Source organism: Phenylobacterium aquaticum (assembly GCF_947378715.1).
Lineage (GTDB): Bacteria > Pseudomonadota > Alphaproteobacteria > Caulobacterales > Caulobacteraceae > Phenylobacterium > Phenylobacterium aquaticum_A.
Genome location: NZ_CANCLE010000055.1, coordinates 1 through 22428, shown reverse-complemented (window position 1 = coordinate 22428; position 22428 = coordinate 1). Strand labels below are relative to the sequence as shown.

17 protein-coding genes are annotated in these 22428 nt (G+C 68.1%); 10 read left to right on the top strand and 7 right to left on the bottom strand.

Going from position 1 to position 22428, the window contains the following annotated elements:
- The 4 genes from Q7P21_RS09465 to fba all read left to right on the top strand — a co-directional run.
- Window positions 1–600: ATP-grasp domain-containing protein (locus Q7P21_RS09465; RefSeq protein WP_304176856.1), on the top strand; the 600-nt coding region annotated here is incomplete at its 5' end.
- Window positions 601–804: 204 nt separating this feature from the next.
- Window positions 805–1815, top strand: coding sequence for a type I glyceraldehyde-3-phosphate dehydrogenase (gene gap, locus Q7P21_RS09460; RefSeq protein WP_304170039.1), 1011 nt, complete (start codon window positions 805–807; stop codon window positions 1813–1815).
- 10 nt (window positions 1816–1825) lie between these two features.
- Window positions 1826–3016 carry a phosphoglycerate kinase gene (gene pgk / locus Q7P21_RS09455; protein ID WP_304170040.1) on the top strand — a complete coding sequence of 397 codons (1191 nt, stop codon included), beginning with the start codon at window positions 1826–1828 and terminating at the stop codon, window positions 3014–3016.
- 24 nt (window positions 3017–3040) lie between these two features.
- On the top strand, window positions 3041–4126 hold the full coding sequence (gene fba, locus Q7P21_RS09450; protein ID WP_304170041.1) for a class II fructose-bisphosphate aldolase: 1086 nt from the start codon (window positions 3041–3043) through the stop codon (window positions 4124–4126).
- 58 nt (window positions 4127–4184) lie between these two features.
- Here the strand turns inward: fba and Q7P21_RS09445 are convergent, their stop codons facing one another.
- Entirely contained in the window at window positions 4185–5300 is a 1116-nt protein-coding gene (locus Q7P21_RS09445) for a serine hydrolase domain-containing protein (RefSeq protein WP_304176853.1), read from the bottom strand.
- A 4-nt stretch (window positions 5301–5304) separates the two neighbouring features.
- A complete protein-coding gene (locus Q7P21_RS09440) occupies window positions 5305–7563 on the bottom strand; it encodes a TonB-dependent receptor (protein ID WP_304170043.1) in 2259 nt (752 codons plus the stop codon).
- Between the two features lie 180 nt (window positions 7564–7743).
- Here Q7P21_RS09440 and Q7P21_RS09435 point away from each other — a divergent pair, with 180 nt between their 5' ends.
- On the top strand, window positions 7744–9030 hold the full coding sequence (locus tag Q7P21_RS09435) for a TetR/AcrR family transcriptional regulator (RefSeq protein ID WP_304170044.1): 1287 nt from the start codon (window positions 7744–7746) through the stop codon (window positions 9028–9030).
- On the opposite strand, the gene Q7P21_RS09430 is transcribed toward Q7P21_RS09435, so the two are convergent.
- From Q7P21_RS09430 to Q7P21_RS09415, 4 genes are all read right to left on the bottom strand, one after another.
- Complete coding sequence (locus Q7P21_RS09430) at window positions 9027–10667, bottom strand: MFS transporter (RefSeq protein ID WP_304176850.1); 1641 nt, start codon at window positions 10665–10667, stop codon at window positions 9027–9029. The two genes, Q7P21_RS09435 and Q7P21_RS09430, sit on opposite strands and share 4 nt — an antisense overlap.
- A 71-nt stretch (window positions 10668–10738) precedes the next feature.
- A complete protein-coding gene (locus Q7P21_RS09425) occupies window positions 10739–12379 on the bottom strand; it encodes a S10 family peptidase (RefSeq protein ID WP_304176847.1) in 1641 nt (546 codons plus the stop codon).
- Between the two features lie 172 nt (window positions 12380–12551).
- Window positions 12552–13754, bottom strand: a complete 1203-nt coding sequence (locus Q7P21_RS09420; RefSeq protein WP_304170974.1) for an acetyl-CoA C-acyltransferase — start codon at window positions 13752–13754, stop codon at window positions 12552–12554.
- A gap of 108 nt (window positions 13755–13862) precedes the next feature.
- Window positions 13863–15944 (bottom strand): 3-hydroxyacyl-CoA dehydrogenase NAD-binding domain-containing protein, encoded by a 2082-nt coding sequence (locus Q7P21_RS09415; RefSeq protein WP_304170975.1) that lies wholly within the window; start codon window positions 15942–15944, stop codon window positions 13863–13865.
- A gap of 174 nt (window positions 15945–16118) precedes the next feature.
- On the opposite strand from Q7P21_RS09415, the gene Q7P21_RS09410 reads away from it, so the two are divergent.
- From Q7P21_RS09410 to Q7P21_RS09390, 5 genes are all read left to right on the top strand, one after another.
- Window positions 16119–16895: an SDR family oxidoreductase gene (locus Q7P21_RS09410; protein WP_304170976.1), complete on the top strand. Its 777-nt coding sequence runs from the start codon at window positions 16119–16121 to the stop codon at window positions 16893–16895.
- 92 nt (window positions 16896–16987) lie between these two features.
- On the top strand, window positions 16988–20053 hold the full coding sequence (locus tag Q7P21_RS09405) for a YdbH domain-containing protein (RefSeq protein WP_304176844.1): 3066 nt from the start codon (window positions 16988–16990) through the stop codon (window positions 20051–20053).
- Window positions 20054–20091: 38 nt separating this feature from the next.
- Window positions 20092–20277 (top strand): YnbE family lipoprotein, encoded by a 186-nt coding sequence (locus Q7P21_RS09400; RefSeq protein ID WP_304170978.1) that lies wholly within the window; start codon window positions 20092–20094, stop codon window positions 20275–20277.
- A 17-nt stretch (window positions 20278–20294) separates the two neighbouring features.
- Complete coding sequence (locus tag Q7P21_RS09395; protein WP_304172156.1) at window positions 20295–20657, top strand: DUF1318 domain-containing protein; 363 nt, start codon at window positions 20295–20297, stop codon at window positions 20655–20657.
- Window positions 20658–21000: 343 nt separating this feature from the next.
- Window positions 21001–22230, top strand: coding sequence for a TetR/AcrR family transcriptional regulator (locus Q7P21_RS09390; RefSeq protein WP_304176841.1), 1230 nt, complete (start codon window positions 21001–21003; stop codon window positions 22228–22230).
- On the opposite strand, the gene Q7P21_RS09385 is transcribed toward Q7P21_RS09390, so the two are convergent.
- On the bottom strand, window positions 22231–22428 hold a 198-nt coding region (locus Q7P21_RS09385; protein ID WP_304176838.1), incomplete at its 5' end, for a hypothetical protein.

Here is a 22428-nt window from a genome sequence, read left to right as displayed (position 1 = left end):
GAGATCACCCAGCTGACCGTGCGGTTCAGCCACGCCGACGGGACCATCGGAACCGCCTTCTGCGCCCCGATCGGTCACCGCCAGGTCAAGGGCGACTATGTGGAGAGCTGGCAGCCCCAGGCCATGACTGAGATGGCGCTCGCCAGGTCGCGCGAGATCGCCGCGACCGTGACCGGGGCGCTAGGTGGGGTCGGCATTTTCGGGGTCGAGCTGTTCGTTAGCGGCGACGAGGTGTGGTTCTCGGAGGTCAGCCCCCGGCCACACGACACCGGGCTCGTCACCCTGGTCACCCAGTATCAGAGCGAATTCGCCCTGCACGCCCGGGCCATACTGGGTCTGCCGGTCGACACCGCCCAGCGCGAGCCGGGGGCCAGCGCAGTGATCTATGGCGGCATGGACGCCAGGGGCGTGGCCTTTGACGGCGTCGCCGAGGCTTTGGCGGTTCCGGGCGCCGACCTGCGGCTGTTCGGCAAGCCGGAGGCGTTTCCGCGCCGACGGATGGGCGTCGCCCTGGCCCGCGCCACCGACACCGACTTGGCGCGACGCCTGGCGACGGAGGCCGCCAGCAAGGTGCGCGTCCTGGGCCCCGACGCCGTCTAGGCGGGCGCCGTAAAAGCTTAAGGCTTGAAATGAGTCTCGCCGGTAACCGGTGTCAGGTTCTCGCCTACGCCTAATCCGTCACAATACGCAGCGGAAGTTGAGGCCTACAGGGGTTGACTTAAGCGCCCTCGACCTGAAGAAACCCATCCAAATCAGAACATAGGGCCGGCCTGGGCCAGCCATACTCTCGAAGGAGTCGCCTCGATGACTGTCCGCGTCGCTATCAATGGGTTCGGCCGTATCGGCAGGCTGGTCCTGCGCTCGATCGTCGAACACGGCCGCGGCGACATCGAGGTTGTGGCGATCAACGATCTGGGCCCGGTGGAAACCAACGCCCACCTGCTGCGCTATGACAGCGTCCATGGCCGGTTCCCGGGCGTGGTCACCGTCGACGGCGACACGATCGACGTGGGCAAGGGCAAGATCAGGGTCACCGCGATCCGCAATCCGGCCGAGCTTCCGCACAAGGATCTGGGCGTCGACATCGCCCTGGAGTGCACCGGCCTGTTCACCTCGAAGGACAAGGCCTCCGCCCATCTGGAAGCCGGCGCCAAGCGCGTCCTGGTCTCGGCGCCTTGTGACAACGCCGACAAGACGATCGTGTTCGGCGTCAATCACCAGACCCTGACCAAGGACGACCTGGTGGTCTCCAACGCCTCCTGCACCACCAACTGCCTGGCCCCGATCGCCAAGGTTCTGCACGAGCTGGCCGGCATCGAGCGTGGCTATATGACCACCATCCACTCCTATACCGGCGACCAGCCGACGCTGGACACCATGCACAAGGACCTCTACCGCGGCCGCGCCGCGGCCATGAGCATGATCCCGACCTCGACCGGCGCGGCCAAGGCCTTGGGCCTGGTGATCCCGGAGCTGAAGGGCAAGCTGGACGGCTCCTCGATCCGCGTGCCCACCCCCAACGTCTCCGTGGTCGACCTGACCTGGGTCCCTGGCCGCACCCTCACCGCCGAGGAAATCAACGAGGCCCTGAAGGCCGCCGCCGCTTCGGGCCCGCTGAAGGGCGTGCTGGGCGTCACCGACGAGCCCCTGGTCTCGATCGACTTCAACCACATCGCCAATTCCTCGACCGCGGCGCTCGCCCAGACCCAGGTGATCGATGGCGGCCTTGGCCGCGTGCTCAGCTGGTACGACAACGAGTGGGGCTTCTCGACCCGCATGGCGGACACCGCGCTCGCCATGGCGAAGCTGATCTAAGATCACAGCCATGACCTTCCGCACCCTCGACGACGCCGACCTGCAGGGCCGACGCGCCCTGGTTCGTGTGGACTTCAATGTGCCCATGGCCGACGGCGAGGTGTCGGACGACACCCGCCTGCGCGCCGCGATCCCGACCATCGCCAAGCTGCGCGCCGGCGGGGCCAAGGTCATACTCCTTGCTCACTTCGACCGCCCCAAGGGCAAGGTCGTGGCGGAGATGAGCCTGGGGCCGATCGCCCCGGCTCTGGCCAAGGTGTTGGGCCTACCGGTGGCGTTCGCGTCCGACTGCGTCGGACCGATCGCCGCCGACGCCATCGCGGCGATCAGGAACGGCGATGTTCTCCTGCTGGAGAACGTCCGCTTTCACGCCGGCGAGGAAGCCAATGATCCGGCGTTCGCCAAGGCGCTCGCCGCCAATGGCGACCTCTATGTGAACGACGCCTTCTCCGCCGCCCACCGGGCGCATGCCTCCACCGAGGGCCTGGCCCACATCCTGCCGGCCTATGCCGGCGAGCAGATGCGGCTGGAGTTGTCGGCCCTTGAGCGCGCACTGGGCCATCCGGAACGCCCGGTGCTGGGCATCGTCGGCGGCTCCAAGGTTTCGACCAAACTCGACCTGCTGCGCCACCTGGTGACCAAGCTGGACAAGCTGGCCATCGGCGGCGGCATGGCCAACACCTTCCTCTACGCCCAGGGCCATGACGTCGGCGCCTCCTATTGCGAGAAGGAGATGGCCGAGACGGCGCGGGAGATCATCCGCCTGGCCGGACAGAACAACTGCAAGCTCTTCCTGCCGCTCGACATCGTGGTGGCCGAGAAGATGGCGCCTGGCGCGCCGGCCCGGGTGCGCGGCCTGGGCGCCCTGGACGAGCATGAACGCATCCTCGACGCTGGGCCTGAGACCACGGAGCGGCTGTGCCGGGCCATGGACAACTCCAAGACCCTGATCTGGAACGGTCCCTTGGGCGTTTTCGAGATGCCGCCGTTCGATAAAGCGACAATGACGGCGGCGCACCATGCCGCCGAGCTGGTGAAAAGCGGCAAGATCGTGGCCGTGGCCGGTGGGGGTGATACTGTGGCCGCACTCAATGCGGCGGGCGTGGTCGACGACTTCACCTTCGTCTCGACGGCGGGCGGCGCGTTTCTTGAATGGATGGAAGGCAAAGAGCTGCCCGGCGTGGCGGCCTTGTCCCAATAGAACAGATTTGATGGAGAACGGCCTATGGCCCGGGTCACACTGAGACAGCTTCTGGATCACGCCGCCGAGCAGGGCTATGGCGTGCCGGCGTTCAACATCAACAATATGGAACAGGGCCTGGCCATCATGGAGGCGGCCGACAAGCTGGACGCCCCGGTGATCATCCAGGCCAGTCGCGGCGCCCGCTCCTACGCCAACGACATCGTGCTGAAGCACCTGATCGACGCCCTGGCCGAGCTTTATCCGCACATCCCGATCTGCATGCACCAGGACCACGGGAACAACGAGGCGACCTGCGCCACGGCGATCCAGTACGGCTTCACCTCGGTGATGATGGACGGCAGCCTCAAGGCCGACGCCAAGACGCCCGCCGACTACGACTATAACGTCAAGGTCACCCGCAACGTCGTCGAGATGGCCCACTGGGTGGGCGCCTCGGTCGAGGGCGAGCTGGGCGTGCTGGGCAGCCTTGAGACCGGCATGGGCGAGAAGGAAGACGGCCACGGCTTTGAGGGCAAGCTCTCCCACGACCAGCTGCTGACCGACCCGGACCAGGCGGTCGAGTTCGTGAAGGCCACCGAGGTCGACGCGCTCGCCATCGCCATGGGCACCAGCCACGGCGCCTACAAGTTCACCCGCAAGCCGGACGGCGACGTCCTGGCCATGGGGGTGATCGAGGAAATCCACCGTCGCCTGCCCAACACCCACCTGGTGATGCACGGCTCTTCCTCGGTGCCGCAGGACCTGCAGGACATCATCAACCAGTACGGCGGCGTCATGCCCCAGACCTGGGGCGTGCCGGTGGAAGAGATCCAGCGCGGCATCAAGCACGGCGTGCGCAAGATCAACATCGACACCGACAACCGGATGGCCATGACCGGCGCCATCCGCAAGATCCTCAGCGAACACCCCGGCGAGTTCGACCCGCGCAAGTATCTGAAGCCCGCCATGGACGCCATGCGGGTGGTCTGCGCCCAGCGGTTCGAGGAATTCGGTTGCGCCGGCCAGGCCAGCAAGATCAAGCCGATCCCCCTGTCCGACATGGCCAAGCGCTACGCCAAGGGCGAGCTTGCCCCCAAGTTCGACCTGTCCCGCCAGGCGGCGGAATAGATCGGCTTCGGCCCCGCTGAAATCAAAGCCGCCGCGGTCTCCGCGGCGGCTTCTTTATTCAGGCCAAGCCCTCATAGGCTGCGGCGATCAGCGCCACGTCGCGGGGATCGCCGACCAGGTCCGTGCCCATGCGGTTCATCGTATAGGCGATGGCGGCCCGGGCGACCGGATCGACCACCACGAAGGACCCGCCCCAGCCGGAATGACCGAACGCCTCCGGGCGCGGTCCATAGAGCCCGTCGGTGTTGAGCAGGAAACCGGCGCCCCAGCGGGCCTGGACCCCCAGCACCTCGTCGACGCCTTCGATCCTCAGGGCGGTGGCCTGGGCCAGGGTTTCAGGCCGCAGCACCTCACCGGCCGCCACCGCCCCGAACAGCCGGGCCAGGGACCGGGCGTTGGAGAAGCCATTGGCCGAGGACAGCTCGCAGGCCCGCCAGGCGGCGGTGTTGGGCAAGAGCGGCTCGATCACCGGATTGGTGTAGGCGGCGACCTGGGAAGGGTTCAGGTCGGTGGCCATGTTGCTGGTGGCCATTTCCGGCGGGGCGATCATCTCGGCCCGCCGCGCCTCCTCCGAGACCGGCAGTCCCAGGGTCAGGTCGAGTTCCATCGGCCCGGCCAGCTCGGCTGCGATGAACTGGCCGAGACTGACGCCGGTGATCCGCCGGAACAGCTCGCCGGCCAGCACCCCGATGGAGATGGCGTGGTAGCCCGAGCGGGAACCCGGCGGCCACAGGGGTTCGGTCGCCGCCAGCCGCGCGGCGGCGCGGGGCTGGTCGTAGAAGTCCTCGACCACCGCCGGATCGCGGAAGCTGCACAGCCCGGCCTGGTGCGACAGCAGTTGGGCGATGGTGACCGCGCCCTTGCCATGGGCGGCGAATTCCGGCCACCAGCGGGCGACCGGGTCCTCGTAGGCGATCAGGCCTCGGTCGACCAAGAGCGCGAAGCAGAGCGCATTGACCGCCTTGGTGGTCGACCAGACATTGACCACCGAGGCGGCGGCCCAGGGCCGGGCTCCGGCCCGGTCCAGGCTGCCGGCCCACAGGTCGACGACGGGCTGGCCCTCAACCACGATGGAGAGCGCGGCGCCCACATCGTCGCGCTCGGCGAAATTCCGCGCGAACTCGGCGGCGGCGGCCTCGAAGCCCGCCTGGAAACCTCCATGGATCTCGACCATGGGCCTACCGGAACGACTTGGAGAAGGACACGCCGAAGGTGCGCGGCGCGCCGTAAACGCGGAAGCCGACGCCGAGGGACAGGTTGTCGACCCCCTGGGTCACATAGCGCTCGTCAGCCAGGTTCTTGCCCCAGACCGCCACCTCCCAGTCGCCGGCGGTGAACAGGCTGGCCCGGGCGTTCCACACCCAATAGCCGGGGGTCTCGATCAAGGGATCGTTGAGCGCGTCCTTGAACATCTTGCCGGCATAGCGGCCGTCGACCTGGAAGCGGGCCTTCAGCTCGCCGGACAGCTCGGCCGTATAGGTCGCCGAGACATTGGCGCTGGCCTTGGGGGCGTCGGGCATCTGGTTGCCCTTGGCGACGGGCCCGGCGGACGAGGCGAAGGCGCCCAGTTCGGTGTGCAGCAGACCGATCCCCGCCGTCAGGTCCAGGCCGTCGAGCGCCGGAGGCGACCACATCAGGTCGAGGTCGGCGCCATAGATCTTGGCCTGGCTGACATTGCCCAGACGCTGGATCGGCAGGCCGCCGGAGGTGTCGCGGATGAAGGTCTGGACGTCGGAATAGTCATAGTAGAAGGCGCTGCCGGACCAGGAGAGGCCGGCGGCGGACAGCCGCTGCTTCATGCCGATCTCGTAGTCGATCAGGGTCTCGGGCAGATAGGGCTGCAGCTGGGCCGAGGTGGTGGCGACGCCGGAGAAGAAGCCGCCAGACTTCACCCCCTGGCTGACCGAGCCATAGACCAGGGTCATCGGATTGGGCTTCCAGTTCAGCCCGAGCTTCCACGACCAGTTGGTGTCGTCGATGGTGGCGTCGACATGGGCCAGCGGGATCGGGCCGGAGCCGCAGGGGGCCAGGGTGAGCGCGCTGCCCGGGCAATTGGAGACCAGGTCGAGGTCGCCCCCGACATTGGCCTTCTGCTCCCAGGTGTAGCGCAGGCCGGCCACCAGGCTGAGGTGGTCGCGCAGCTTCCATTCCACATTGCCGAAGGCCGCCGCCGACTTCGAGGTCTGATCCGAGAAGGTGTAGAGCTTGGTGTTGAACAGGTCCCGCAGGTCGCCGTCGTAGCTCATCTTCACCCGGTCGCGGGAGACGAAGGCGCCGATCAGCCAGTCGGTCTGCTCGGTCGTTCCGGACAGCCGAAGCTCCTGGGAGATCTGGCTGATCTTGTCGTGCTCGACAAAGTCCAGCTCGCGATAGGGGCCGGCGTCGGTGTCGGCGCCCCACTGGCGCTTGAAGTCCAGATAGCCGGTGATCGAGGTCAGGGTCGCCCAGCCAAGATCGGCGGTGATCCGGCCGGTGGCGGCCCGCTGATCGAAATCATAGGCCGGATTGACCGACCAGGCGCCCTTGAAGGGGTTTCCATCAGTGTCGTTGTAGCCGAGGAAATCGGTGCAGCCCGACGCGCCGGGACAGACCAGGCCCGCGGGGGCGCCCGCAGGCTTCAGCAGCCCGAAGAACTCGGGCGCGCCCACTTCCGAGCGGTTCTTCTGGGCCTCGAGCTTGAGCAGCACCTCGATCTTGTCCGTCGCCTGCCAGCGGGCCTGAATGCGGCCGAGGTCGACGTCGCGGCGGCCGATGTCGCGCTTGAGAGACCGGTTGTAGAAATAGCCCTCGTCCTGCTTCACCACCTTGCCTGACAGGCGCAGGGCGAAGGTGTCGGAGATCGGGATGTTGATCATCCCCTCCAGATCACCGGCCTTGTAGTCGCCGTAGCCCACGGCGATCCGGCCTTCCAGCCCGCCGAAGCTCGGCTTGGCCGTGACGATATTGATCGCGCCCGCGGTGGAGTTGCGGCCGTAGAGGGTGCCCTGAGGACCCTTGAGCGCCTCCATGCGCTCCAGGTCGAACAGGTCGAAGTTCATCAGCGCCAGCGAGCTGAGATAGACCTCGTCCACATAGACCCCGGCGCTGGGATTGTTGGTGACGGAAAAGTCGTTGAGGCCGACGCCGCGGATCGACACCACCGGCAGGATGCCGGGCATGTTCTCCTTGATGTCGACATTGGGCGTGAAGGCTGCCAGGTCGGTGACCTGGCCGACCCGGCGGGCCTGGAGATCGGCGGCCGAGACCACGGCGACATTGACGCCGACGTCCAGGGTGTCCTGGGTGCGTTTCTGGGCGGTGACGGTGATGGCCTCGAGCTCGGCCGGCGCCTCGGCCGCGTGGGCCGCGCCAACCATTCCGGCCGCCGCAATGAGGGCCAGGGCCCCCGCGCCGCCGAGCAGCCGTCCACGCGGTCGCCGAATATTCTGAACGCTCATGATCGCCCTCCCTGACCTGCCGCCGGCGGAGTTGATCTCCGCCCGTTTTTCGACATTGAAGTTTGTCGGGATAACGACACGACCAGTTCAAGCCGTCAAGTTCTTCGACGTCAGCGTAGGTCTCTTGTATTTGGCGGCGAAGAATGGCGTCCTGAGCCGACCGCCGCTAAGACCGACCCGATGGCTCGCGACCAGGACAAACTGACGTCAGACCCCGCGCCCGCGCGGTTGAAGCCCGCCCGCAAGCGCGCGGCGCGCCGCGACCTGCTGCTCGACGAGGCGGCCCGCCAGATCAACGCGGTGGGGGCCGGCGCCATCGTGCTCAACGACATCGCCGAACAGGTCGGGCTGTCGCGCAACGCCCTCTACTATTATGTGGCCGACCGCGCGGACCTGGTGTTCCGGGCCTATCAGCGGGCCTGCGAGGCCATGACCGACGACCTGGTCGCCGCCGAGGAGCTGGGGGCGGGTCCGGCCGAGCGCCTGGCCCTGTTCGTCGAGAGCCAGCTGGCCTTTGACCGTCCGGCCCAGACGGTGCTGAGCGACATCGACTTCCTGCCTGAGCCCCAGCGCGGGATGATCCGTGAACAGCACCAGCGCAATGTCGCCGCCCTGCAGGCCCAGATCGCCGAGGGCGTGACCCTGGGCCTGTTCCGCCCCTGCGAGACCGAGATCGCCGCCCAGGCCCTGATCGGCCTGATCTCCTGGGCCAGGCTGTCGGCCGGCTGGCTGGGCTATCGCGACGGGCGGGCGGCGCGCAGGCGCATGATCGCGGCGATCAGCGACCTGTTCCTGCGCGGCTTCGCGGCCGGGTCGCAACCCACCCCCCTGTGCGACATCGACGCCGAGGCCCTGACCGCCAGGCCGTTCAACGCCTTCGACCGGCGCCAGACCAATGAGATCAAGATCACCCAGCTGATCGCCGCAGCCTCACGGCTGTTCAACCGGCGCGGCATAGACGGCGCGTCGCTGGACGAGATCAGCGCCATGGTCGGGGCGACCAAGGGCGCGGTCTATCACTACTTCGACGACAAGGCCGACCTGGTGGTGCGCTGCTACCGACGGGCCTTCGAGCTCTATGACGTGTTCATGGACACTGCCCTGGCCCGGGGGCGCAACGGCTTCGAGAAGGCGATCATCTGCCTGCACCTGAACGTCCAGGCCCAGGCCGGCCCCCTGTCGCCCCTGATGTTGCAGCCCGGACGGCTGGCCCTTCCGGAGGATGACCGCGCCGCCTTCACCCGGGCCTCGAGCCGGCTGCGCATGGCCTCCACCCGCAGCCTGCGCCAGGGCGTGGCGGACGGCTCCGTACGCCCCTGCGACACCGCCTTCATCGGCGAGGTGGCGGCCGGCGTGTTCCTGTGGCTGCCCAAATGGCTGCCCGACAGCTATCCTCTGACGCCCTTGCGGATCGCTGACGAGGTCGCCGACCTGATCGCCTATGGGCTGGAAGTTCGAGCCGCCTAGCCGTCGATCGGTGCGCCCTTCATCTCGCGAATGAACAGGGCGCCGATCACCACGGTCACCAAGGCCACCCCGATCGGATACCAGAGGCCGAAATAGATATTCCCCGTCGCCGCCACCATGGCGAAGGCGGTGGTCGGCAGAAAGCCGCCGAACCAGCCATTGCCGACGTGATAGGGCAGGGACATCGAAGTGTAGCGGATCCTGGCCGGGAACATCTCCACCAGGGCCGCAGCGACCGGGCCATAGACCATGGTCACATAGAGCACGAGCAGGAACAGCAGCCCCACCACCTTGACCTTGTCGATCCGGGCCGGATCGGCCTTGGCCGGATAGCCGTGCTGGGCCAGGGTCGCGGTCAGGGCCTTGCCCCAGGCGGTCTTGGCGGCCGTGAGTTCCTTCTTGGCGAGCGACCGGCCTTCCAGGCCGGGGACCATGGCGTCGCCGACCAGCACCTGGGCCGGGGTCCCGGCCGGAGCCGAACGGTTGGCGTAGGAGACCCCGGCGCTGGCCAGGGCCGACTTGGCGATATCGCAGGAGGAGGCGAAGCTCTGCTTGCCCACCGGATCGAACTGGAACGAGCAGTCGGCGGGATTGGCGACGACGGTCACCGGCGCGCTGGCGGTGGCCGCCGCGAGCGCGGGATTGGCCGCCACGGTCAGGGCCTTGAAGATCGGGAAATAGGTCAGGGCCGCGAGCAGGCAGCCCAGCAGGATGATCGGCTTGCGCCCGATCTTGTCTGACAGCCAGCCGAAGATCACGAAGAACGGCGTGCCGATCAACAGGGCGGCGGCGACCAGTTCATTGGTCAGCACGCCATCGACCCGCAGCGTCTTCTCCAGGAAGAACAGGGCGTAGAACTGGCCGGTGTACCAGACCACCGCCTGGCCGGCGGTCAGCCCCAGGAGCGCCAGGATCACCAGCTTGAGGTTCGGCCAGCGGGCGAAGCTCTCGGTGAGCGGCGCCTTTGACGAGGTGCCCTCGTCGACCATCTTCTGGAACACCGGGCTCTCATTGAGCTTCAGCCGGATCCATAGCGAGACGCCCAGCAGCACCAGCGAGACCAGGAAGGGAATGCGCCAGGCCCAGGCCTTGAAGGCGTCCTCGCCCAATTGGGTGCGCACCACGATGATGACGATCAGCGACAGGAACAGGCCCAGGGTCGCCGTGGTCTGGATCCAACTGGTGTAGAGGCCGCGCTTCCCCTCCGGCGCATGCTCGGCCACATAGGTCGCCGCGCCGCCATATTCGCCGCCCAGAGCCAGGCCCTGGATCAGGCGCATGACCACCAGGGCGATGGGCGCCGCCACCCCGATCTGCTTGTAGTCGGGCAGCAAACCGACGGTGAAGGTCGACAGCCCCATCAGCAGCATGGTGACCAGGAAGGTGTTCTTGCGCCCCCAGAGGTCGCCCAGCCGGCCGAACACCAGGGCGCCGAACGGGCGGACCGCGAAGCCGGCGGCGAAGGCCAGCAGGGCGAAGATATAGCCGGTGGTCTCGTTCACCCCGGAGAAGAAGTGGCCGGTGATGAAGCTGGCCAGCGATCCGTACAGGTAGAAGTCGTACCACTCGAACACCGTGCCGGCCGAAGCCGCGCCGATGATCAGGCCGTCATTGCGGCCCTTGCCCTCGTTCGCCATGCGCCCCTCCCCGGGATCTCTGGTTGCACCAGAGGTTAGGGAGGAGCGCGGCGCTTCACAATGGGAAGGTTCTACCGGCCCGCAGGCTTTCCCCGGACATTGTCGGTCCGGGTGATGAAGGCGGCCACATCGTCGTGCAGGGCCTTCATCGAGGCCTCGTGGGCGTAAACCATATGGCCGGATTCATAGTAGCTGTAGGAGATGTTGGCCTGCAGGCTGGCGGGGATCTGCAGGTGATGCATCTCGTACCAGCCCTGGAAATAGGGCGTGGCGAGATCGTAATAGCCGCCCAGCAGCAGCACCTTCAGGCTGGGATTGTACTTCATGGCCGAGGCCAGGTCGGGCATCACATTGAGCATGGCGCGGGGGGTGTAGCCGGCGCCGGGCGGCACGTGGCCATTGTCCCAGAAGCGGAACACATTGACCGAGGGCTTGAAAATCTTGCCCTGGCCATAGCCCAGCGTGCGGCGGGCATAGTCGTTGAAGGCCGTGACATAGGCCGAGCTGAGCGCCGCCGACTGGGGATCATAGTCCGCCTCCTTGCTCAGCGGATCCATGTCCGGGCCGGAGAAGCGGCTGTCCAGCCGGCCGGTGGTCAGGCCGTCCTTGGCCTGCAGGGTCTTTTCGAACATGCCGCCGGTGATCCGCAGATCGGCGCGCAGCACATAGTCGACCGGCAGGCCGGTATAATGGGCCAGCTGCTCCGCGATCGCCTGGCGCCGGGCGGGCGGCAGTTCAGCGCCAGCCAGCAGCGCGGTGGCGTAGTCGGTGGTCGCGAAATGCTCGACCTCTTTCAGGAACAGCTTGAGGTCGGCCGGGCGGTTGGGCCCGACCAGATTGCGGTACCAGGCGGTGGCCGCATAGGTCGGAAGCGCCGTGATATAGCCCTCGTCGCTGCCCGGATTGTTCTCGATCCCGTCGACGCTGAGCGCGAAGTTGAGAATCTGGGAGAGCAGGATCACCCCGTTGAAGTCGACGCTCTGGCCGGTCTCCAGATTGTTGATCAGCACCGCCGATCGCGGCGTGCCGTAGCTTTCGCCGAACAGATATTTGGGCGAGTTCCAGCGGCCGTATTGCGACAGGAATCCGGTGACGAACTGGGTGAAGGCGTAGGCGTCGGCGTCGACGCCCCAGAAAGCCTTTTCCTTGTCCTTGCCGGCGATGCGCGAGAAGCCCGCGCCCGGCGCATCGATGAACACCAGGTCGCTGACGTCCATCAGGCTGTAGGCGTTATTGGCCACGGCATAGGGCGCGGCGGGCGTGTGCTCGCCATTGTCGGCGGTGATCACCCGGCGGGGTCCGAAGGCGCCCATGTGCAGCCACATGGTCGAGGAGCCGGGCCCGCCGTTGTAGATGAAGGTGATCGGCCGGTCGGCCGAGGGCGCGCCCTTCTTGAAATAGGCCACATAGAACATCGAGGCCTCGGCCTCGGGATTGGACTTGTCGGCCCCCTCGCCCTTGGCCTTGGCGGCGTCGTCCCAGCCCTTGGGGTGCACGATCAGGGTGCCGGCTACGGCGTGATAGTCGATGTTCTGGCCGCCCACGGTGACCGAGCCGTCGCTGCCGACGCTCTCCGGGGTGAACAGCGCCGCATCCGCCGAGGCGCTCGCCTCCGGCTTCTTGGCGGCTGGCGCGCCCTCCGGCTCCGCCGCGAGCGCCAGGCCCGCCACCAGGGACAGGCCCGCGCCCGCCAGCAAAATCTTCCGCAACATCAGACCGGCTCCCCGAAAAATCAGGTGGGCAAGCTAGGCCGGGCGCGGCGGATTTGACAATCTGATTGGGCGTAACAGCGGTTGGTGAATGTTACGCCCCAATCGCAATCAACGAAAAGGGGCCGCCCTCGCGGACGGCCCCTCTCGATAGTTCAATCTTGAACGAAATCGTTTAGAAGATTTCGAACAGGCCGGCCGCGCCCATGCCACCGCCGACGCACATGGTGACGACGCCGTACTTGTAACCGCGGCGCTTGCCCTCGTGCAGGATGTGGCCGGTCGCGCGCGCGCCGGTCATGCCATAGGGGTGGCCGATGGAGATGGCGCCGCCCGAGATGTTGTACTTGGCCGGGTCGATGCCGAGCTTGTCGCGGCAATAGAGGCACTGGGAGGCGAAGGCCTCGTTCAGCTCCCACATGTCGATGTCGTCGATCTTCAGGCCGTTACGCTCGAGCAGCTTGGGGATCGCGAACACCGGGCCGATGCCCATTTCTTCCGGGCCGCAGCCGGCCACGGCCATGCCGCGATAGGCGCCCAGCGGGGTGAGACCCAGGCGGGCGGCTTCCTTGGCTTCCATCAGCACCACGGCGGCGGCGCCGTCGGACAGCTGCGAGGCGTTGCCGGCGGTGATGTACTTGCCTTCCTTGACGTACTGGCCGCCCTTGAAGACGGGCGCGAGCTTCTGCAGGTCGGCCAGAGTGGTCGAGGGGCGGTTGCCTTCGTCCAGGGTGAGCGTCACTTCCTTCTCGGAGAACTCACCGGTTTCCTTGTTCTGCACCAGCATGGTCGAGGTCAGGGGGGCGATCTCGGCGGTGAACACGCCGGCGGCCTGGGCCGCAGCGGTGCGCTGCTGGGACTGGAAGGCGTACTCGTCCTGGAGTTCGCGGCTGACGCCGTAGCGCTCGGCGACGATCTCGGCGGTTTCCAGCATCGAGGTGTGGATTTCCGGCACATGCTCGTTCAACCACTTATCGCTGGTGCGATAGCGGTTCATCTTGTCGTTCTGGACCAGGGAGATCGATTCCAGACCGCCGCCGACCGCGACCGAGGCGCCGTCATTGATGATGTACTTGGCGGCCGTGGCGATGCCCATCAGGCCCGAGGAGCACTGGCGGTCCAGCGTCATGCCCGAGACGGTGTTGGGCAGGCCGGCGCGCAGGGCGGCCTGGCGAGCGATGTTGTTGCCGGTCGTGCCCTGCTGCATGGCGGCGCCCATGACCACGTCATCGACGGTCGAGGGATCGATGCCGGCGCGGGCGATGGCCTGGGCGATCACATGGCCGCCGAGCTCGGCGCCCGAGGTGTTGTTGAACGCGCCGCGATAGGCCTTGCCGATCGGCGTGCGGGCGGTGGAAACGATGACGGCTTCACGCATGGTGAGACTTTCCTGTCGTTGGGGAGAGGGGCCGCCCCTGACGTAGGGGGAGCTTGGATAGGAAAAAAGACCCGCCGAAGCACGAGGCTCGGGCGGGCCTTTCGAGACTTAGAGCTGGCCGAACTTCTTGCCTTCGGCGACGACCTTTTCCAGGAGGGCGGCGGGCTTGAACTGGTCGCCCATCTTGGCCTGGAATTCCTGCATCTTGGCCAGGACCTTCTCGGGCCCGATCAGGTCGCCATAGAACATCGGGCCGCCGCGATAGACCGGCCAGCCATAGCCGTTCTGCCAGACCACATCGATGTCGGAGGCGCGGATGGCCTTCTTCTCTTCGAGGATCTTCAGACCCTCGTTGATCATCGGATAGATGCAGCGCTCCAGGATCTCCTCGTCGGAGATCTTGCGCGGATTGGCGCCCGACTTGACGATGAAGTCGTTGATGACCTTCTCGGTGAAGGCCGAGGGATGAGCGACGCGGTTTTCGTCATAGTCGTAATAGCCGGCGCCGGTCTTCTGGCCCCGGCGATCGGCTTCGCAGAGCACGTCGCGGATCGTCTCGCCGTTCGACTTTTCCTTGACCCAGCCGATGTCGAGGCCGGCCAGGTCACTCATGGCGAAGGGGCCCATGGGGAAGCCGAAGTCGTAGAGCACGCGGTCGATGTCCCAGGGCATCGCCCCTTCCATGACCAGCTTCTGGGCCTCGCGCTGGCGGGCGCCCAGGATGCGGTTGCCGACGAAGCCGGGGCAGACCCCGACCAGGGCGGCGACCTTGCCGATCTGCTTGGCGAGCTTCATCGAGGTGGCGATGACCGACTTGGAGGTGTGGTCGGCGCGGACGATCTCCAGGAGCTTCATCACATTGGCCGGCGAGAAGAAGTGCAGGCCGATGACCGCTTCCGGACGCTTGGTCACCGAGGCGATCTCGTCGATGTTCAGGCCCGAGGTGTTGGTGGCCAGGATCGCGCCCGGCTTGCAGATCGCGTCGAGCTTTTCGAAGATGTCCTTCTTGATGTCCATCCGCTCGAACACCGCCTCGATCACGAGGTCGACGTCGGCGAAGCTGTCTTCCATCGACAGCGAGCCGGTGATCAGGGCGCAGCGCTCTTCAACTTGCGCGGCCGTGATGCCGCCGCGCGCGGCGGTGCGCTCATAGTTCTTGCGGATGGTGGCCAGGCCGCGATCCAGCGGCTCCTGCTTCTGCTCGACGATCACCACCGGGATGCCGGCATTGGCGAAGTTCATCGAGATGCCGCCACCCATGGTGCCGGCGCCGATCACACCGACCTTCTTGATCGGGATCAGCGGGGTGTCATCGGCCACGTCCGGGATCTTCTGGGCGGTGCGTTCGGCGAAGAAGGAATAGCGCTGGGCGGCCGACTGCGAGCCGCTCATCAGCTCCATGAACAGCTTGCGCTCGACGGCGATCCCCTCGTCGAAGGGCAGGTTCACCGCCGCCTCGATGGTCTGGATGTTGTATTCCGGGGCCAGGAAGCCGCGGAACTTCCGCGCATTGGCCTTGCGGAAGTCGGCGAAGATCTCGGGCTTGCCACGGGCGGCCTCGACCTTGGCGTTCTGGTCGCGGATGCGGGTCAGGGGGCGGCCCTCGGCCACCACCTTGCGGGCGAAGGCCAGCGCGCCTTCGCGGAGTTTGCCTTCCTCGACCAGCTCGTCGGTCAGGCCGCCGGCCAGGGCTTCCTTGGCGGGGACGTGACGACCGCTGGTCATCATTTCGAGCGCGCGCTCAGGGCCGACCACGCGAGGCAGGCGCTGGGTGCCGCCGGCGCCGGGCAGGAGGCCCAGGTTCACTTCCGGCAGGCCGAACTTCGCAGACGGGACCGCCACGCGGAAGTGGGCGCAGAGCGCCACTTCCAGGCCGCCGCCCAGGACGGTGCCGTGGATCGCAGCGATCACCGGCTTGGGCGAGTTCTCCATCATGTCCTGCACGTCGTGCAGGCCCGGGCCCTTGGACGCGCCGCCGAATTCGGTGATGTCGGCGCCGGCGATGAAGGTGCGGCCCTCGCAGATCAGCACGATGGCCTTGGCGGCCGGATCGGCGCCGGCGGCCTTGAAGCCTTCGAACAGGCCTTCGCGCACGGCGGCGGAGAGCGCGTTCACGGGGGGAGAATTCAGGGTGATGACGGCGATATCGCCGTCAAGCGACAGGTCGGTCACCGGGTTGATGGCGGTCATGCGGCGCATCCTCGATTGAAATGACTTATGCGGCCGCTCGCGAACCTGGCGACCCTTGATTCAAACGCTTGTTACAGGGCCGCCGGCCCCGGCGCGAGTCAAATGTGCGAAGGCTTTGCGGCGCTCGGCGGGGGGTCTATGACGCCTTCCATAACGTCAAGGAAGGACGCGCCCATGACCCTCAATCTGTTCTCTCTGGAGGGCCGTACGGCCCTGGTGACCGGCGGTTCCCGCGGGATCGGCAAGATGATCGCCAAGGGCTTCATCGATCAGGGCGCCAAGGTCTATATCTCGTCGCGCAAGCCCGGCGCCTGCGACGAGACCGCCGCCGAGCTCGGCCCCAACTGCATCTCCATGCCCCAGGACATCTCGACCGTGGAGGGCTGCAAGGCGCTCGCCGCGCGGATGATCGCCGCCGAGCCCAAGCTGGACATCCTGGTCAACAACGCCGGGGCCGCCTGGGGCGCGCCCTTCGACGAATTCCCGGAAAGCGGCTGGGACAAGGTCATGGACCTGAACCTGAAGTCGCCCTTCTTCCTGACCCAGGCCCTGCACGGCGCTCTGGCCGCCGCCGGGACCCATGAGAAGCCGGCCAAGGTCATCAATATCTGCTCGATCGACGGCATCCGCCTCAATCCGCAGGAGACCTATTCCTACCACGCGTCGAAGTCGGGCCTGATCTATCTGACCCGCCGGATGGCCGCGACCCTGATCGCCGACAACATCGTCATGACCGGCATCGCGCCGGGCGCCTTCGCCTCGGAGATGAACCGGGTGGCCCGCGACCATGGCGACGAGATCGCCAAGCGCATCCCCTCGCGCCGCATCGGCACGGACGAGGACATGGCCGGCACGGCGATCTTCCTGGCCAGCCGGGCCGGCGACTATGTGGTGGGCGAGACCATCGCGGTCGACGGCGGCGTGGCCTTCGCGACCACGGGCGGCCTCTAAAGGGCGGCCTCCAAACCGCCATCTGACGGGAACATCACCGCTTCGGAGGGTTTTGGGCTATGCCTGAACCGATCACTCCGAAGCGGATCCCGTTGACTGAAAGCCCAATCCCCTCGCCCCCCAGGGCTCAAAGGCGCGCGCTGCGTCTGGCGCTGACGGTCGGCCTCGTGGCGGCGACCGTGGGCGCGCTGGGGGTCTATGCCGCGCGGCGCGCCCTGGCGCGCGACGCGGTGACCAGCTGGCTGAGGGCCCAGGGCGTCGAATCCCAGATCACTTTCCAGGCCTTCGATCCCGGCGGCTTCACCGGCGCCTTGACCGTGGGTCCGACCCAGGACCCCGACCTCACCGCCGAGGCCATCGAGATTCGCTATGACCTGCTGGGTTTCTGGACCGGAGACCGGTTCGGGGCGCGGGTCACCTCGGTGCGGCTGGTGCGTCCCAAGCTGAAGGCCCGCTGGCACGGCGGCCGGCTCAGCCTCGGCGCGCTCGACCCCCTGGTCGAGACCCTGCGCAAGCGGCCGGCGGACGCCAACAGCGCCCTGCCCGACATCCAGCTGGTGGACGGCCGCCTGCGGCTCGACACCGACCAGGGCCGGCTGATGGCCCAGGCCGACGCCCTGACCGCCGGCGGACGGCTGCAGCGCCTCGATCTGGTCTTCGCCCCGGCGACCCTGAGCACGCCGGATGCGACCCTGGCCACCGGGCCAGCCGAAATGCACCTGGTGACCCATGGGGCCCAGATCGCCGTGGCCCTGGCCGCGCGGATCAACCAGGGCCAGATGCGCGCGCCGGACGGGCCGGGGCGGATCGGCCCGCTCGACCTGCGCCTGTCCGGCCAGCTGCCCTATCCCGACCTCAAGGGCCACCGGGCGGACGGCGACCTGCTCCTGACCCTTGACGGGCACGCAGCCACGGCCAGCTGGGGGGCGACGATGGTCCAGGACCTCACCCAGACCCTGAGCTTCAAGGGCAGGGTCACCGGCTGGGGCGACGGCCTGGGCGTCACCGGCGCGGTGACGAGCGCGACCGGAGCCGCCACCGCCCGGCTGGGCGGAACCCGCCTGGAGGCCCCGAGCCTGACCGTTCAGGCCACCGAGGTCGCCTGGACCGCCAAGGCCGGGGCCCAGGGCCAGCTGCGCCTGACCGCCGCCGCACGCCGCCTCGACCAGGGCGACCTTGTCCTGGCCAAGCTGGGCGCGGACCTGACCGGGCCCGCCCGGATCGAAGCCGGACGCCTCAGCCTCGCCCTCTCCGGCCCCGCCGCCACCCGGGGCGCATGGACGGGCCTGGGGCCGGCCAGGTCTGGAGACAGCCCCGGCGACGCCGGCCTGAAGCGGGCCCTGGCCAGCTTCGCCCTCAACGCCCCGGCTGTGACCCTCAGCGCGGGGCCCCAGGGCCTGAGCCTGGACCTGCCCCGCGCGCTGACCCTGCGCACAGACACCGGCGGAACAGGCCAGCTGAACCGGCTAGGCAGTCCGCTCTACGCCCAGGGCGGCGGCGGCTTCCACCTGGCCCTGGCCGGCGGCGGCCTGCCCCAGGCTGACCTGGCGATCAGCCGCTACAGCCTGGCGGGCGGCGCGTTCGCAGGGCAGGCGAGGCTCGACGCCAAGGGTTCCCTGGGCCCGGTGGTCGACGCCCATGTGGCGGCCTCGGGCACGGTCCGGATCGCGGACGGCGCCCTGGCCTTCACCGCCGATCGCTGCGCCGACCTTGCGGCCGGCCGGCTGGAGCTCGGCGCCAATGACCTCTCGGTGATCTCCGGCCAGCTCTGCCCCACGCGTGGCCCATTGTTCCAGCTGGGCGGCGGAAGCTGGCGCGCTCAGGGAACCACCAAGGCGCTGGCGGCCGAGGTCCCGTTCCTGCAGGTCGCGATCCGCGCGGCGAGCGGCCCGCTCGATCTGGCCAGCCGGCACGGCGACTTGGCGCTCGACGCCGACATCCAGCGCGCGAGCCTCGCCGACACGGCCCCGGACCGGCGGTTCAATCCGCTGTTGGCGAAGGGCCAGGCTCGGCTCGCCAAGGCCCACTGGACCGGCGCCTTCGCGCTGTCGGACGCCAGCGGCCGCCCCCTGGCCCAGGCCGCATTGACCCACGATGGCGGCGCGGGCGCTGGCGGCGTGACCTTCGACACCGGGCTGCTGGCCTTCACGCCAGGCGGCCTGCAGCCCGCCGCCCTGTCGCCCAAGGCCAGCATGATCGGCGATCCCGCCCAGGGCGCGGCGCGCTTCCAGGGCCGCATCGACTGGACCAGCGCCGGCTCCACCAGCGGCGGGACCCTGGACGTGGGCGGCCTGGATTTCATGAGCCCGGCCGGCGCGGTCTCGGGCCTCAAGGGCCGGATCGTCTTCACCAGCCTCGCGCCCCTGGCTGCGGCCCCCGGTCAGAGCCTGACGGCCGATACGGTCGCGGCGCTCACCCCCTTGACGGGCGCCCAGGTGACCTTTGGTCTCGACCATGACGCGGTTCAGGTCTCGGCGGCGGGCTTCGGCCTCAGCGGCGGTCAGGTGAGGGTCGAGCCCTTCGAGATTCCCTTCGCCGGCGGGACCTGGCGCGCGGCGGTGACCGTGAAGGAGGTGGAGTTGGCGGACCTCGTCGAAGCCTCGCCCTTCGCCGACCGCATGGACCTCAAGGCCAAGGTGAGCGGCCGCATCCCCTTCGCCATGACGCCCCAGGGCGTCCGGATCGAGGGCGGCGAGCTGCACGCCGTGTCGCCCGGCCGCATCTCCATCCGCCGGGAAGCCCTGACCGGGGTGCAAGGCGCGGGCGGCGCGCCGGCCGTCGATCCCAAAGCCCCGGTGGCGGCCCCTGCTGCGGCGGCGGCCGTCACGGCGGTGGCCAATGCCGATCCCTATTCCGACTTCGTCTACCAGGCGATGGAAAACCTCTCCTTCGAGGCCCTGACCGCCGAGGTGGCGTCCCGTCCTGGCGGCCGGCTGGGGGTGATCTTCCACATCAAGGGCGAGCACGATCCGCCGAAGCGGGCTGAGATCAAGCTGACCGCCCGCGAGGTCCTGACCCGCAAGATCCTGCGGACCCTGCCCCTGCCATCCGGCACCAAGGTCGACTTGACCCTGGACACCTCGGTCAACCTGGATCAGCTCTTGGGCGACCTCGCCGACTATCAGCGCCTGCGCGGTTCACGCCCGGTTCAGCCGTGACCTGCCAGCTTCCGACCTCAAGACGTGGAGACCGACCCATGCTTCGATCCAATCCCTTGGCCCTGGGAGGGGTGATGAGCGCCCTGGCGCTCGCCGCCTGCGCGCCGACCCTGCACGTGGATGTGAAGCCGATCACCATCTACGCCAAGCTGGACGCCGATGTCCGACTGCGCCTCGACGACGACGTCAAGGCGCTGATCCTGAAGAATCCGAACCTGTTCTAGGAGCCATGATCATGATGATGCGCGCAAATGGATGGCTTCCCACCGCCGCGACCGTGGTGGCCGGAACCCTGATCGCCGGCGCCGCCCACGCCGACATCGCCGCCGCCAAGCTCGCCGTCGACGCCGCCAAGGCCGAAGGCGTGGTGGGCGAACAGGCTGACGGCTATCTCGGCTTTGTGACCGGCGGCGCGGACGCGGCGGTCAAGGCCGCCGTGGCCGAGATCAACGCCGGCCGGTCCCAGGTCTACGCCCAGGCCGCCGCCAAGAACAATGTCACCCCCGAGGCCGCTGCGGCCGCCGCCTTCAACAGCGTGATCAGCGCCAAGCTGAAGCCGGGCGAATTCTACAGGCCCGTGGGCGGCGGCTGGGTGCGGAAGTAGGCCCCGCCCCCAGGGCGGAAAAAGGCGGCCCGCCCAAGCTGAGCTCGAGGCGGGCCAGGAGAGACATCCGGGCGAAGGGCCAGACCTGGCCCTTCGCGCCTCGGTCGGACCGGCGACGTGCGCCGACCTCCCCGAAACTTGAAACCCACGCGCCGCGCGCCAATGCTGCGGTGCGTCAGGCTGTCGCAATTCAATAGCGTCTGATCTCGCACTTGCGAAGTCCCGGAATGCCCGAAGCGGGGTGGGATCCTGAGGCCGTGGCACTTCGCCTTGGCGCGAACCGGCCGGTTTCGATAGAGATAGGGGGTTCCCGCCCCAGACGCGGGGGCAGGGTGGAGACGAGATGTCAGAGCGGAGCAGCGCCCGGTCGACCGACCGCTTCGAGAAGAAGCGCGAGGCGATCCTCGACGCCGCCACCGAGATCCTGAACCGCGAGGGGGTCAAGGGCTTGACCCTCGGCGTGGCCGCCGCCGCCGTGGGCCTGTCGACCACCAGCGTCACCTATTATTTCAAGCGCAAGGACGACCTGGCCGCCGCCTGTCTGATGCGCGGCATCGACTGGTTGTGCGCCGCCGCAGACGAGGCCATGGCCCAGCCCACTCCGGCGCAGCGGCTGAAGAAGCTGCTGGAGCTGCGGTTGGAGCGGTTGCGGCTCACCGCCGTGGGCGAGGCCCCTGCCCTGCCCTCCCTGGCCGATGTCCGCGCCCTGAACAATCCCCGGCGGGCCGAGGTGGTCGAGGCCTTCATGGCCGGTTTCCGCAAAGTGCGCGCCCTGTTCGAGGCGCCGGAGCTGGCCTGGCTGGGCAGAGGCCGGCGCACGGCCCGCACCCACATGTTGCTGGAGCAGCTGTTCTGGGCTGCGGCCTGGCTGCCCAAGTACGATCCCGAGGACTATCCCCGGATCTGCGAGCGGATGTACGACATCCTGATCGGCGGCTTCGCGGCCCCCGGCGCGGAATGGGCCCCGATCCCCGCGCCCCTGGCCGAGCTGGCGGCCGGCGAGGGCCAGGAGAACGGTCGCGAGACCTTCCTGCTGGCCGCCACCCGGCTGATCAATGCGCGCGGCTACAAGGGCGCCTCGGTCGACAAGATCTCCGCCGAGCTGAACGTCACCAAGGGCTCGTTCTATCATCACCACGACGCCAAGGACGACCTGGTGGTGGCCTGTTTCGACCGCACCTTCGAGGTGATGCGTCGGGTCCAGCGCCTGGCCATGGCCCTGCCGGGAGATCAGTGGACCAAGCTGTCCAGCGCCGCCGCCGCGCTCACGGAATACCAGCTGTCTGAATTTGGCCCGCTGCTGCGCACCTCGGCCCTGTCGGCCCTGCCCGAGGCGATCCGCGAGGAGCAGGTCGCCCATTCCAACCGGGTGTCGGACCGCTTCGCCTCGATGATCTCGGACGGCATCGCCGAGGGCTCGATCCGGCCGGTCGACCCGGCCATCGCCGCCCAGATGCTGAACGCCACCCTGAACGCCGGCGCGGAGCTGGCCTTCTGGGTTCCGGGCGTCACGCAGAAGGCCGCGCCGTCGATCTTCGCGCGGCCCCTGCTGATGGGCGTCTTCATCCGCTGATCAGCGGATATGGCTCTCCGACGAGGCGGGCTCGCCCTCAAGGGTCAGATCCGCGGCGGCGGCGAGCTGGCGCAGGGATTCCGCGTGGCTCTCGCGGGTGATGCGGTAACCGGACACCGCCAGGATCGCCAGCACATAGAGGGTGGCCAAGGTCGGGACATAGATCATGCCCAGGTGGTGGACGACCTCCTGCGGCAC